This is a genomic window from Kribbella polygonati, from assembly GCF_050320105.1.
In the GTDB taxonomy this organism is placed as follows: Bacteria; Actinomycetota; Actinomycetes; order Propionibacteriales; family Kribbellaceae; genus Kribbella.
The window spans coordinates 1245222-1257614 of sequence record NZ_CP190129.1 but is presented as its reverse complement, the minus strand read 5'-3'; the positions used below and the strand labels follow the sequence as shown (position 1 = coordinate 1257614).

The 12393-nt window shown below is 71.8% G+C and carries 12 protein-coding genes; 7 read left to right on the top strand and 5 right to left on the bottom strand.

What is annotated here, in order from left to right; translation table 11 throughout:
* A complete protein-coding gene (locus tag ACQHIV_RS05930; RefSeq protein ID WP_427892432.1) occupies nucleotides 1–999 on the bottom strand; it encodes an RNA polymerase subunit sigma-70 in 999 nt (332 codons plus the stop codon).
* Nucleotides 1000–1075: 76 nt separating this feature from the next.
* Between ACQHIV_RS05930 and ACQHIV_RS05925 the strand changes: the two genes are divergently transcribed.
* Complete coding sequence (locus tag ACQHIV_RS05925; protein ID WP_427892431.1) at nucleotides 1076–3409, top strand: HAD-IC family P-type ATPase; 2334 nt, start codon at nucleotides 1076–1078, stop codon at nucleotides 3407–3409.
* On the opposite strand, the gene ACQHIV_RS05920 is transcribed toward ACQHIV_RS05925, so the two are convergent.
* Nucleotides 3406–3894, bottom strand: coding sequence for a hypothetical protein (locus tag ACQHIV_RS05920; protein ID WP_427892430.1), 489 nt, complete (start codon nucleotides 3892–3894; stop codon nucleotides 3406–3408). The two genes, ACQHIV_RS05925 and ACQHIV_RS05920, sit on opposite strands and share 4 nt — an antisense overlap.
* An 86-nt stretch (nucleotides 3895–3980) precedes the next feature.
* Between ACQHIV_RS05920 and ACQHIV_RS05915 the strand changes: the two genes are divergently transcribed.
* Both ACQHIV_RS05915 and ACQHIV_RS05910 read left to right on the top strand, forming a co-directional pair.
* Nucleotides 3981–4811: an S-methyl-5'-thioadenosine phosphorylase gene (locus tag ACQHIV_RS05915; RefSeq protein WP_427892429.1), complete on the top strand. Its 831-nt coding sequence runs from the start codon at nucleotides 3981–3983 to the stop codon at nucleotides 4809–4811.
* Nucleotides 4808–5854 carry an NAD-dependent epimerase/dehydratase family protein gene (locus ACQHIV_RS05910; RefSeq protein ID WP_427892428.1) on the top strand — a complete coding sequence of 349 codons (1047 nt, stop codon included), beginning with the start codon at nucleotides 4808–4810 and terminating at the stop codon, nucleotides 5852–5854. Before ACQHIV_RS05915 ends, ACQHIV_RS05910 begins: the two co-directional genes overlap by 4 nt.
* Nucleotides 5855–5911: 57 nt before the next feature.
* Here the strand turns inward: ACQHIV_RS05910 and ACQHIV_RS05905 are convergent, their stop codons facing one another.
* Together ACQHIV_RS05905 and ACQHIV_RS05900 are read right to left on the bottom strand one after the other, a co-directional pair.
* Nucleotides 5912–7042 carry a sensor histidine kinase gene (locus ACQHIV_RS05905; RefSeq protein ID WP_427892427.1) on the bottom strand — a complete coding sequence of 377 codons (1131 nt, stop codon included), beginning with the start codon at nucleotides 7040–7042 and terminating at the stop codon, nucleotides 5912–5914.
* 24 nt (nucleotides 7043–7066) lie between these two features.
* The gene (locus ACQHIV_RS05900) at nucleotides 7067–7762 is read right to left on the bottom strand and encodes a response regulator transcription factor (RefSeq protein WP_380202134.1); all 696 of its coding nucleotides are present in this window, start codon (nucleotides 7760–7762) and stop codon (nucleotides 7067–7069) included.
* A gap of 122 nt (nucleotides 7763–7884) precedes the next feature.
* On the opposite strand from ACQHIV_RS05900, the gene ACQHIV_RS05895 reads away from it, so the two are divergent.
* From ACQHIV_RS05895 to ACQHIV_RS05880, 4 genes are all read left to right on the top strand, one after another.
* Nucleotides 7885–8535, top strand: coding sequence for a glycosyltransferase family 2 protein (locus ACQHIV_RS05895; RefSeq protein ID WP_427892426.1), 651 nt, complete (start codon nucleotides 7885–7887; stop codon nucleotides 8533–8535).
* Nucleotides 8532–9782 (top strand): DUF2064 domain-containing protein, encoded by a 1251-nt coding sequence (locus tag ACQHIV_RS05890; RefSeq protein ID WP_427892425.1) that lies wholly within the window; start codon nucleotides 8532–8534, stop codon nucleotides 9780–9782. Before ACQHIV_RS05895 ends, ACQHIV_RS05890 begins: the two co-directional genes overlap by 4 nt.
* Before the next feature lie 233 nt (nucleotides 9783–10015).
* Nucleotides 10016–11341: a hypothetical protein gene (locus tag ACQHIV_RS05885; protein ID WP_427892424.1), complete on the top strand. Its 1326-nt coding sequence runs from the start codon at nucleotides 10016–10018 to the stop codon at nucleotides 11339–11341.
* Nucleotides 11286–12134: an ATP-grasp domain-containing protein gene (locus ACQHIV_RS05880; protein ID WP_427892423.1), complete on the top strand. Its 849-nt coding sequence runs from the start codon at nucleotides 11286–11288 to the stop codon at nucleotides 12132–12134. Before ACQHIV_RS05885 ends, ACQHIV_RS05880 begins: the two co-directional genes overlap by 56 nt.
* On the opposite strand, the gene ACQHIV_RS05875 is transcribed toward ACQHIV_RS05880, so the two are convergent.
* Nucleotides 12131–12391 carry a WhiB family transcriptional regulator gene (locus ACQHIV_RS05875; RefSeq protein ID WP_427892422.1) on the bottom strand — a complete coding sequence of 87 codons (261 nt, stop codon included), beginning with the start codon at nucleotides 12389–12391 and terminating at the stop codon, nucleotides 12131–12133. The two genes, ACQHIV_RS05880 and ACQHIV_RS05875, sit on opposite strands and share 4 nt — an antisense overlap.
* Nucleotides 12392–12393: the final 2 nt, after the last annotated feature.

The window sequence follows — 12393 nt, the reverse complement described above, 5'->3', positions numbered from 1 at the left end:
TTACCGAGTTGTTCGACGCACGCCGGCGGCAATCGGTTCCAGCGTCTTCGGCAGGCCGTAGCGGGTGTGGTCGGTGGTTTCGAAGGCTGTGATTTCGGCTATTCGGGTGTGTTCGATCCGGAAGATGTCGAGCGCGAAGAGCTGGTGGGTGGGGGCGCCTGGGGGCTGGAGGTAGGCGGCCAGGGTGGGTTGGCGGTTGACGGTGGTGGGGTGGAAGCGCCAGTGGCCGCGGTAGGCCGGCGTCAGGTTCGGGATCAGCGAGCGCAGGGCGTCCTCGCGACCTTCGAACCAGAACGGGTACGGCGGCATCGTGATGCGGATGTCCTCGTGCATCAGGGCGGCCAGCGCCTCGGGGTCGGCGTTGTCCCAGGCGGTCACGTAGCGGGCCAGGAGCCGGCGTTCGTCGTCGGACGGGTCGCGGGCCGTCCAGTCGGACCGGTGCGCCGGCAGGTGTTCCCGCAGTACCGGGCGGGCGCGTTGGAGCGCCGAGTTGACCGCCGCCACTGACAGGCCGACCGCCGCGGCGGTCTCGCGGGCGGACCAGCCGAGGACGTCGCGGAAGATCAGTACGGCGCGTTGCCGCGGCGGCAGGTGCTGGATCGCGAGCAGGAACGCCAGCTCGATCGTCTCCCGCCGGATCGCCGTCGCGTCCGGCTCCTCGGCCCGATCCAGCAGTACGTCGGGAAACGGCTGCAGCCACGGCACGTCCGCCCGCGGCGGGAGCGCCGTCGCCGGGAACGACGCCGGCTCCAGTTGGTACGGCAGCACCCGCCGCGGGCGCCGTACGTCGTCGACGCACACGTTCGTCGCGATCCGGTACAGCCACGCCCGCAGCGACGACCGTCCCTCGAAGCTCTCCCGCCCGCGCCACGCCCGGAGCAGCGTCTCCTGGACCACGTCCTCCGCGTCGTCGAACGACCCGAGCATCCGGTAGCAGTGCACGCGCAGCTCATGCCGATAGCGCTCGGCCTCTTCCGCGAACCCGTCCACGAGGTCCATTCAATCCGAAGGTCACACCGGTACGCTGGTCCGCGCCGCCGGGTTGTCCGCCGCCCACTACCGAGGAGGACGTCTGATGGGCAGTGGGCTGACCGCAGCAGAGGTCGCGGAGCGCGTCGCCGACGGCCGGACCAACGCCGTACAGGTCCGCACCAGCCGCACGCTCGGGCAGATCGTCCGCGCGAACGTGTTCACGTTCTTCAACGGGCTCCTCGGCACGCTGCTCGTCGCGGTGATCGCCACCGGCAGCTGGCAGAACGCCCTGTTCGGCTTCGTGATCATCACGAACTCCGGCATCGGCATCTTCCAGGAGCTCCGCGCCAAACGGACCCTGGACCGGCTCGCGCTGCTCAACGTCACGCACGTCCGGGTGGTCCGCGACGGCGTGGTCCACGAGGTCGGGATCGAGGACGTCGTCCAGGACGACCTGGTCCGGATCGGCAGCGGCGACCAGGTCCCGGCCGACGGTCCGGTACTGCGGTCCGAGGGCCTCGAACTGGACGAGTCGCTGCTCACCGGCGAGTCCGATCCGGTGCACAAGCGCCCCGGCGACGAGGTCCGCTCCGGCGCGATCGTGGTCGCCGGCGAGGGCGACTTCACCGCCACCTCGGTCGGTCCGGAGACGTACGCCGCCAAGCTCGCGACCGAGGCCCGCCGGTACCAGGTCACCAAGTCCGAACTCGTCGCCGGTACGACGCTGCTGCTCCGCCGGATCTCGCTGATCCTGCTGGTCGTCGGCCCGCTGCTGCTCTGGGCCCAGTTCCGCAGCAAGGACAACCACGGCTGGCAGGACGCCGTCACCGGTACGGTCGCCGGCCTCGTCGGGATGATCCCCGAGGGGCTGGTGCTGCTCACGTCGCTGGCGTTCATGCTCGCGATCATCACGCTGGCCCGGCGCCGCACGCTGGTCCAGGAACTGCCCGCGGTCGAGGGCCTGGCCCGCGTCGACGTCGTCTGCCTGGACAAGACCGGCACGCTGACCAGCGGCGACATCGTCCTCGACCACCTCGTCCCGCTCAGCGCCGACGACCGTACCGAGCAGGCGCTCGCGCTCGCCGCCGTCAGCGACACCCCGAACGCCACCGGCAAGGCGATCACCGCGTCGTACGCCGATTCGTCCCTGACCGCGCTCGCCCGGGTGCCGTTCTCGTCCGCGCGCAAGTGGCAATCGGTGACGACGGCAACCGATACCTGGGTGCTCGGCGCGCCCGAGATGGTGCTGGTCGACACCGCCGACCCGGCGACCGCGGACGCCCGCGCGCGGGCCGACGAGATCGCCGCGCAGGGCCGGCGGGTGCTCGTCCTGGCCCGCGGTACGGCGCAGGACGACGACCAGCTGCCCGGGAAGCTCGTACCGGTGACCCTCGTCGTCCTCGCCGAGCGGATCCGCGAGGACGCCGCCCCGACGATGCGGTACTTCACCGAGCAGGGCGTCGGGCTGAAGGTGATCTCCGGCGACAACCCGCGCACGGTCGGCGCGGTCGCGGCCGCGGTCGGCGTACCGGGGGTGGGCGGCGCGGACGACGCCGTCGACGCGCGGACGTTGCCCGAGGACCTCGACGAGCTGGCCGCCGTACTGGACGAGAAGTCGGCGTTCGGGCGGGTCAGCCCGCAGCAGAAGCGGGCGATGGTCGCGGCGCTGCAGCGGCGCGGGCACGTGGTCGCGATGACCGGCGACGGCGTGAACGACGCGCTCGCGCTGAAGGACGCCGACATCGGTGTTGCGATGGGCAACGGTTCGCCGGCGACCCGGGCGGTCGCGCAACTGGTGCTGCTCGACGGCCAGTTCCGGCACCTGCCGGACGTGGTCGCCGAGGGCCGCCGGGTGATCGCGAACATCGAGCGGGCCGCGACGCTGTTCCTGGTGAAGAACGTGTACTCGTTGCTGCTGACGATGACCACCGCGGTCGCGCTCGTCGCGTATCCGCTGGCCCCGATCCAGCTGACGCTGATCTCGAACCTGACGATCGGCATCCCGGCGTTCTTCCTCGCGATCGGGCCGAACAAGCAGCGCTACATCCCCGGATTCCTCGGGCGGGTACTGCGCTTCGCCGTACCCGTCGGCGTGGTCACCGCGATCTGCGCGTTCACCGGGTATCGGCTGGTGCGGGTGTTCGACTCGGCCGCGACGGTCGCGGAGGCTCGTACTGTCACGACCATCGTCGTACTCGTCGTGTCGTTGTGGACGCTGTCGATCCAGGCGCGTCCGTTCCGGCTCTGGAAGGCGGGGCTGGTCGCGGCGATGGCGGGACTCGCGGCGGTCGCCGTACTCGTGCCGGCGATCGGGCACGGCATCTTCCTGCTCGAGGTCAGCCCGCGACGGGTGCTCGGCGGCCTGGCGATGGGCGCGGTCGGAATCGTCCTGATCGAGCTCGTCCGGTGGGTTTCGGCCCGGGTACGGCGTACTTAGTCCTCGAGCTCGATCGTGGTCGGCAGCGGGGCGTGGCCCGCGAGGCGGAACCAGGTCACCAGCCGCCGGTGCCGCAGGTCGCGGGTCGACACCACGACGTCGTTGTGGAACCGGCGGGCCAGCTGGACCCGGCGCATCGCCAGGCTCAGCTCCCCCGCCCACGGCTCGACATCGGTGCCGGTGGCATGGATCGCCCGGGTCAGCGCGGACTCGGCCTGCTCGTGGACCTCGACCGATTCGAGCGCCGCGGTGCGAGCGCGGTGCGCGGCGTCGAGCAGCAGCAGCGCGGACGCCGGGTCGAGGATGTCGCTGCCGGCCAGCTCCGCGACGAGCGCGGCCCGGCGGGCCAGCTCGGTCCCGAGGGCGGCGCGGGCCAGCTCGACCCGGTGGTGCAGGCGGTCCAGGCGGCCCGCGGTCCAGCTCGCGTAGGCGCCGAACAACAGCAGCACGGCACCCACCGCGAGCAGCACCCAGGAGATCTCCACGGCCCCATTCGACCACTCCTTACGGAGCGCTGACGGTCCGGCCGGATCCGGTAGCGGGCGCGGCCGGCGGCACTAGCGTCGCTTCCATGGCTGATATCGGCGTACTCGGTGGATCCGGGTTCTACTCGTTCCTGTCCGGCGCGGAGCGGATCGAGGTGGACACCCCGTTCGGCGCACCCAGCGAGGCGCCGGTGGTCGGCGAGCTCGACGGGCGGTCGGTCGCGTTCATCCCACGGCACGGCGCGGACCACCGGTTCCCGCCGCACCGGGTGAACTACCGGGCGAATCTGTGGGCGCTGCGGGAGCTCGGCGTACGGCAGGTACTCGCTCCGTGTGCGGTCGGTTCACTGCGGGCGGAGCTGACCCCGGGGACGTTCGTGGTGCCGGACCAGTACGTCGACCGCACGTGGGGGCGGGAGCAGACCGTGTACGACGAGGTGGTGCACGTCGACGCGGCCGATCCGTACTGTCCCGCGGGCCGCGCGACGGTGATTGCCAGCGGCAACGTCGTACCGGAGGGGACGATGGTGGTGATCAACGGCCCCCGCTTCTCCACCCGCGCCGAGTCCCGCTGGCACGCCGCCCAGGGCTGGTCCGTCGTCGGCATGACCGGCGCCCCCGAAGCCGCCATCGCCCGCGAACTGGCCCTCTGCTACACGTCCATAGCCGTAGTAACCGACCACGACGCCGGAGTCACAGCCGGCACCGGAGTAACCCAGGCGGAGGTCTTCGAAGCCTTCCACCTCAGCATCCAGCGCCTGCAACTGCTCCTCCGCACAGTCATCGCCCAACTCCCCGACTCCACCACCGACTGCCCCTGCCACCACACCCTCGACGGCACCGCCGTCGAGCACCGCGCGGTGGGGGCGGGAGACCCGGCCTCAGCTCCGTCGCAGGCGGTTGGTGGTGTGCGGTGAGGGTGTTGGTGACTGGTGGGGCCGGGTTTATCGGGCGGCAGGTGGTGCGGGGGTTGGTGGGGGGTGGGCATGAGGTTGTGGTGCTGGATTCGTTTCGGGGGGATGTGCACGCGACGCGGCCCGAGCCGCAGGCGGGGTTGATTGTGGGGGATGTGCGGGAGGAGCGCACGTTCGACGGGATCGACACCGTGGTGCATCTGGCGGCGAAGGTGGGGCTGGGGGTCGACCTGGGCGACATCGACGACTACGTGTCGTCCAACAGTCTCGGTACCGCGGTGTTGCTGAAGTCGCTCGGGAAGATCCGGAATCTCGTCTACGCGAGCTCGATGGTCGTGTACGGCGAAGGCCGCTACGACTGCGACCGGCACGGACAGGTCGCGCCCGGGCCGCGGCGGGTCGAGGACCTGGAGGCCGGCCGCTTCGAACCACCCTGCCCGCACTGCGGTGCCTTCCTCCGCCCCGGCCTGGTACACGAAGACGCGCGCCTCGACCCACGCAACGCCTATGCCGCCAGCAAGCTGAACGGCGAGCACCTGGCCGCGGCCTGGGCCCGCGAGACCGGCGGCCGGGTCATCGCGCTGCGGTTCCACAACGTCTACGGACCCGGCATGCCACGCAACACCCCGTACGCCGGAGTTGCCGCGATCTTCCGGTCCGCGCTCGAACGCGGCGAAGCACCCCGCGTCTTCGAGGACGGCCGCCAGCGCCGCGACTTCGTGCACGTCCGCGACGTCGCCGCGGCGGTCGTCCGGTCCGCCGTCGCACTCCCCCAGCAGCCGGCGTTCACGGCGTACAACGTCGGCAGCGGCACCGTCACCACCATCGGCGAGGTCGCCACCGAGCTGTCCAAGGCGTACGCCGGCCCGCCGCCGATCGTCACCGGCGAGTACCGCCTCGGCGACGTCCGCCACATCACCGCCTCGTCCGACCGCATCCAGGCCGACCTGAGCTGGAAGCCGGCGTACGACCTGACCACCGGCCTCGCGGAGCTGGTGCGCGAACCGGACGCCCACCACTCACCAACCCCCGGTCCAGCCGCCTGAGGCGGTGCCCATGAGCGTGCGGGCGAGCCGTTGCTGAGTGGTGGGCGTCCGCTCCGGCTAGTGGACGGGCGGTAGGTCGATCTCGAAGGCGCAGCCGCCGTCGACGTTGCTGACGGCAATCTTCCCGTCGTGCGACTCCACCACCCCGCGCGCGATCGCCAGCCCGAGCCCACCACCCGAACTCGACGCCGCCGTCTCCGGCGTCCGCTGCTCGTCGCCCCGCCACCCGACGTCGAACACCCGCTCCAGATCGTCCGCCGGAATCCCCCCACACCCGTCCGTGACCGCGAGCTTGACCCGCCCGTCGGCCTCCCGGTCGACCGCCAGCGTCACCGTCCCACCCGCCGCGGTGTGCCGGATCGCGTTGCCGACGAGGTTCGTCACCGCGCGCGTCAACTCGTCCGGATCCCCTTGCACAGCGAGCCGATCGTCCCCGTCCGGCGTCGATACCGCGAGCCGCACACCCTCCGCCCGGGCGTGCTCGTTGTTCTCCCCCGCGACGTCCTCGGCCAGCTCCCGCAGACTCACCGCGGCCCGCCGGCGCGGCGGCGGCGCGGCCGACAACCGCGACAACTCGAACAGGTCGTCCACCAGCCCGGTCATCCGGTCCACCGTCGACCGCATCTGCCGCAGCGCCCCCGGTACGTCGTCGATCACCCCGTCCTCGAGCCCTTCGGACACCGCCCGCAGCCCGGCCAGCGGCGTCCGCAGGTCGTGCGACATGAACGCGACCAGCTCCCGCCGGCTCGTCTCCAGCGCCAGCTCCCGCTCGTGCGACGCCGCGAGCTTCTTCCGCGTCATCTCCAGCTCGTTCGTCAGCTCCCGCAGCTCGGCCGGTACGGCGCCACCCGCGATCTCCGGCGCCTCGTACGACGTACCGAGGTGCCGCAGCCGGCGCCCGACATCCCGCGACCCGGTGCTGATCCAGTGCCCGAGCAGCACCGACATCGCCAGCCCGAGCAGCGCCGCGAACGCCAGCGTCCACAGCACCACCCACGAGTCGTGCTGCGAGATGAACATCGCCCGCACGCTCTGCAGTACGGCGGCCAGCGCGGCCGCCATCGGCGCGAGCGCCGCCACGATCATCGTGATCCGCAACGACCGCCGCCGGAACCGCCACAGGACGACGGCCCCGACCGCCGCCACCACCAGCGTCCACAGCGTGGTGAGGGCGAGGATCGTCGCCATATCCTTATTCATGGGCGGCCTTCATCAGGCGTCACCCGCGAACAGGTACCCGGTGCGCGGCACGGTCAGCACCAGCTTCGGGTCCGACGGATCGGCCTCGATCTTCTCCCGCAATCGCCGTACGTGCACGGTGACCGTCGACGAGTCGCCGAAGTCCCAGCCCCACACGCGGCGCAGCAGCTCGGCCTTCGTGTACGCCTTGCCGGCATGCGACACCAGGTACGCGAGCAGGTCGAACTCGCGGTGCGTCAGCGACAGCTCGTCCTCGCCGAGGTACGCCCGCCGCGCCGCGGTGTCGACGGTGACCGGTCCGGCGCTGAGCTTCGTCGGCGTCAGGTCGAGGCCGGCCAGGCGTTCCTCCCGCCGTACCATCGCCTGCACCCGCAGCGTCAGCTCCCGCGGGCTGAACGGCTTCACCACGTAGTCGTCCGCGCCGACCTCGAGGCCGACCAGCCGGTCCTCCTCCTCGCCGCGCGCGGACAGCATGATCACCGCGGCGCCGTCGTCGGCCGCGCGCATCCGGCGCAGCACCTCCAGGCCGGACAGGCCGGGGAGCATCACGTCCAGTACGACGACGGACGGCTTCCACTGCTGCCACACCTCGACCGCGGACAGCCCGTCCGCGACCACGCGGGCGTCGTACCCGGCCTTGGTCAGGTACGCCGAGACGACGTTGGACACGGTCGGGTCGTCGTCGACGACGAGCACACGAGTAGCCACGCCCCGAGCGTAGATCCTCCGCGCGGCACGGAGCCGCACCGGCACCGGAACGCGGTACGCCGTAAGCGACCCGTAGCCGGGTTGCGTCCCCGGCGGCGCGGGATCGACCTTAGCGTCGAAGCATGTCCGTCGATCTCGTCCTGCCGTGCCTGAACGAGGCGGCCGCGCTGCCCTGGATCCTCGAACGGCTCCCGGACGGCGTCCGCGCGATCGTCGTCGACAACGGCTCCACCGACGACTCGGCGGCCGTCGCCGCTCGGCTCGGGGCGACCGTGATCGCGTGCGAGATCAAGGGGTACGGCGCTGCCTGTCACGCCGGGCTGGAGGCTGCCGAGGCGGACGTGGTCGCGGTGATGGACGCGGACGCGTCGCTCGATCCGCGGCAGCTCGTGCGGGTGACGGCGCCGGTTCTGAGCGGCCGGTACGACCTGGTCCTCGGGCGGCGGCGGCCGGTATCCCGGGGGGCTTGGCCGTGGCATCTGCGGTTCGCGAATGCGGAGCTGTCGCGGCGGATCCGTCGGCGTACGGGCGTTTCGCTGCACGACCTCGGTCCGATGCGGGCTGGACGACGTACGGCGCTACTCGGGCTGGAGCTGACCGACCGGCGGTCCGGGTATCCGCTGGAGACTGTCGTACGGGCAGCCGATGCGGGTTGGCGGATCGCGGAGGTCGACGTCGACTACCTGCCACGCTCGGGACGGTCGAAGGTCACCGGAACACCGTTGGGCGCCGCGCGCGCCGTACTGGACATGTCGAAAGTGCTCGCTCGGTGAAGGGCACGGTGATCGTGATCGCGAAGGAGCCTGTGCCGGGGCGGGTGAAGACGCGGTTGCAGACGGAGTTCACGCCGCGGGAGGCCGCGGCGTTGGCGCGGGCGTCCTTGATGGACACGCTGAGCGCCGTACGGGCGACTGGAGCACGGGCCGTGATCGCCTTGGACGGGTCGCCGGGGTCGTGGTTGCCGGGAGGGCTCGAGGTGGTGGCGCAGCGCGGGGACGGGCTGGGTGAGCGGATCGCGGCGGCGTTCGAGGACGCGTACGACGGTTCGCCGATGCTGCTGGTGGGGATGGACACGCCGCAGGTGGCGCCGGAGCTGCTCGGGTTCGAGTGGAGCGGGTACGACGCGGTGCTCGGGCTGACCGAGGACGGCGGGTACTGGTGCCTCGGGCTGCGTACGCCGGATCGGCGGGCGCTGGCCGGCGTACCGATGTCGACCGAGCACACCGGGCGGGACCAGCTGCGGCGGCTGCGGGCGCTGGGGTTGCGGGTCGGGATGCTGCCGACGCTGCGGGACATGGACACGCCGAAGGACGCGGCGTACCTGGCGGCCGAGTTTCCCGGGTTGCGGGTGTCGCGGTTGTATGCGCGGGTGGTGCACTCGGCGCACCCGGGGCTGCTGTTCGAGCAGGCGCTGGGCGGTACGGCGCGGGTCGTTGCCACCGGCATCGATGGGCGGGCGGTGCCGTCGCTGTCCGAGCTGGACCGGTGGTCGGCGCCCGCGGACGACGTGGATCGGCTGGCGTTGAGCCGGTGCGAGGGGCCGGTACTGGACATCGGGTGCGGGCCCGGGCGGATCGTGACGGCGCTGGCGGAACGCGGGATTCCCGCGCTCGGGGTGGACGTGTCGCCGCGGGCGGTGTCGCTGACCACGTCGCGGGGGGCGGCGGCGCTGCATCGGCCGGTGCAGGAGCCGCTGCCCGGCGAGGGGCGCTGGGGCAGCGTGGTGCTGATGGACGGCAACATCGGCATCGGCGGCGACCCCGCCGACCTGCTCCGCCGCTGCGCCGAACTCGTCCGCCCCGACGGCCTCGTCCTGGTCGAGGTGGACCCCGACGACGACCTCGACGACAGCACCCCGATCATCCTCCACACCTCCACCGGCCGCCGCTCCACCCCGTTGCCCTGGGCAAGAGTAGGCACCCACACCCTCCTCCGCCACGCCCGCACCACCCCCCTCCACCCCACCGAAGACTGGCGCACCCCCCACCGAGCCTTCCTCACCCTCCGGCGCACCGCATGACCCAACCCCAACACGAGGGGACAACCCCACGTCTTCCCGGTCCTCCCACCGCTACAGGCGCTCACAACCAGCAACCCCACGCGACAACCCCCGAAACCAACGTGCAGCCGGCCAACAACGGAGGCAGCACACGAGAGATCGAGCCGACAGCCGACGGCCGCAGCCCCCGCAAGCTCCAACCGGCGGCGGCTCGGGTGGTGGGGTTGGGGTTGGTGGTGGTTGGGGTTTGTGGGGTGGTGGTTGGGGCGGCGGCTCGGCAGTGGTGGGCGGATCTGGTGTTGGTGGTGGGGACCGTGGTGGTGACCGGGCTGGTGTGGCGGTTCGGGCGGGGGCTGAGTGTGGCGGCCGTGGTGGTTGTGGGGGCGGCTTGTCAGGTGCCGGGGGTTTTGCAGGGGCCGATTACGAGTACGGATGCGTACCGGTACGTGTGGGACGGGCGGGTGCAACTGGCGGGGCACTCGCCGTACCGGTATGTGCCGTTGGACGACGCGCTGGCGAAACTGCGGGATCCGGTGTTGTTTCCGGGGCTGTCGGCCGAGCAGCGGTCGGGGGTCAGTGGGATACCGAAGGATCCGGCGCAGCAGCCGGTGGACGACGTACGGACGCGGATCAATCGGCCCGGTGTGCCGACGATCTACCCGCCGGTGGCGGAGGCGTACTTCGCTGCCGTCGCGGTGTTCACGCCCTGGTCGGCCGGCACGCTCGGCCTGCAGATCGCCGCCGCGCTGGTCGCGATCGCGCTCACCTGGCTACTCGCCGTACAGAGCCCACGCTGGGCCGCCCTGTGGGGTTGGTCACCGATCGTCGCGCTCGAGGCCGGCAACGCGGCCCACGTCGATGTAGTCGCCGCCCTGCTCATCACCGCCGCCGTGATCACCACCGCACGCCGCCCACGCCTCGCCGCGGTCCTGCTCGGCGCGGCCGGCAGCGTCAAGCTGCTCCCGCTGCTTCTGCTCCCCGCCTTCCGCCGCCGCAAACCAATAGTTGCCATGAGCACCTTCGCGGCGACCTACGTCCCCCACCTGCTCGCCGTCGGCACCCTCGTCCTCGGTTTCCTCCCCGGCTACCTGAACCAGGAAGGCTTCGACGACGGCAGCTCCAGATCGGCGATTCTCGCGCTCCTGCTGCCTCCTGAGGCCCGCCAGCTCGCTTCCGCCGTCCTCGCGCTGGCCCTCGCCGCCCTCGCCTTCCACCGGACGAAGACCGACCCGATCGCCCTCACCTGCTGCTGGCTGTACGGCGCCGCGCTGCTGATCGCCACCCCGACGTACCCCTGGTACGGCCTCCCGCTGATCGCCCTCGCCGCGCTCGCCCGGCGCCCGGAGTGGATCGCCGTACCGCTCGCCGCCTACCTGGCCTACGCGAGCTACGGACACGACACCCGGCAGGGCCTGTACTACCTCGCCGCGGCTGCCATCGTTGTCACCGCCACCACCCTCCGTCACCGAGTCGTTGCCGAATCAGGTTTGACCGGACGCCCCCTGCCCACGAACACTGGCGGGCGTGACGAAACGCATCGCCCTCGCAACCTCGGCCGAACTCGCCGAGCTGCACCCTGACGACCGCCCGCTGCTCGACGCGCTCCGGGCGCACGACCTCGAGCCGGTGGTCGAGGTCTGGACCGACCCGTCGGTCGACTGGTCGGCGTACGACGCGGTCCTGCTGCGCACGGTCTGGGACTACTTCCTGCTGTACGCCGAGTTCACCGAGTGGCTCGCCCAGCTCGACAAGGCCGGCGTACCGGTACTGAACGACACCGGTCTGGTCCGCTGGAACAGCGACAAGCAGTACCTGCTGGAGCTCCGCGAGCGCGGCGTGTCGATCGTCCCGTCGCAGGTCGCCGCGGGTGCGTGCCTGCGTGAGGTCGTCGCCGGGCTGACCGGCACGCAGATCGTCATCAAGCCGACCGTGAGCGGCAACGCCCTGCACACGGTCCGCGGTGTGGCCGGTTCCCCCGAGCTCGAGCAGGCGCTCGCCGAGCTGCCCGACCTGGTGTACCTGGTGCAGCCGTTCGTCCCCGAGATCCAGTCCGCGGGCGAGTGGTCGCTGCTGTTCTTCGACGGCGAGTTCAGCCACGCGGTCGTGAAGCGGCCCGCCGACGGCGACTACCGGGTGCAGGAGTTCTACGGCGGCCAGACGGCCCTCACGGAGCCGCCGGCCGCCGTACTCGAGAGCGCCCGCGCCGCGCTCGCCACCGCCGGCCAGGCGCCGGTGTACGCGCGCGTCGACGGCGTCGTGGTCAACGACCGGTTCCTGCTGATGGAGATCGAGCTCATCGAGCCGTACCTGTTCTTCCCGCAGTCCCCCGCCGCGGTCGGCAAGCTCGCCGCCGCTGTCGCGCGACGCCTCTAGCTGGCCGCCGACTCCGGGTGGCCCCGGCGACGCCCGTACAGCAGGGTCTCGCCGGCGGCCGTCCCGGTGTACTTCGTCCGCCGCGCCCACTCGCGGCACTCCGCCAGCACCGGGCAGGCCCGCAGGCACAACTCCCGCGCCCTGGCCTGCTCCCACCGCGACGCGGTCTCGTCGTACGCCGGCGCCTGCCCGATACACGCGGCCCGGCTCATCCAGCGGTCGGCAGGATCCACGATCACGGTCAGCGTCGGCCTCATGA

Coding starts and splice junctions, on each gene's coding strand:
- ACQHIV_RS05915 (WP_427892429.1), top strand. CDS start 3,981: ATGGCTGATATCGGCGTACTCGGTGGATCCGGGTTCTACTCGTTCCTG.
- ACQHIV_RS05925 (WP_427892431.1), top strand. CDS start 1,076: ATGGGCAGTGGGCTGACCGCAGCAGAGGTCGCGGAGCGCGTCGCCGAC.
- ACQHIV_RS05895 (WP_427892426.1), top strand. CDS start 7,885: ATGTCCGTCGATCTCGTCCTGCCGTGCCTGAACGAGGCGGCCGCGCTG.
- ACQHIV_RS05905 (WP_427892427.1), bottom strand. CDS start 7,042: ATGGCGACGATCCTCGCCCTCACCACGCTGTGGACGCTGGTGGTGGCG.
- ACQHIV_RS05875 (WP_427892422.1), bottom strand. CDS start 12,391: ATGAGGCCGACGCTGACCGTGATCGTGGATCCTGCCGACCGCTGGATG.
- ACQHIV_RS05930 (WP_427892432.1), bottom strand. CDS start 999: ATGGACCTCGTGGACGGGTTCGCGGAAGAGGCCGAGCGCTATCGGCAT.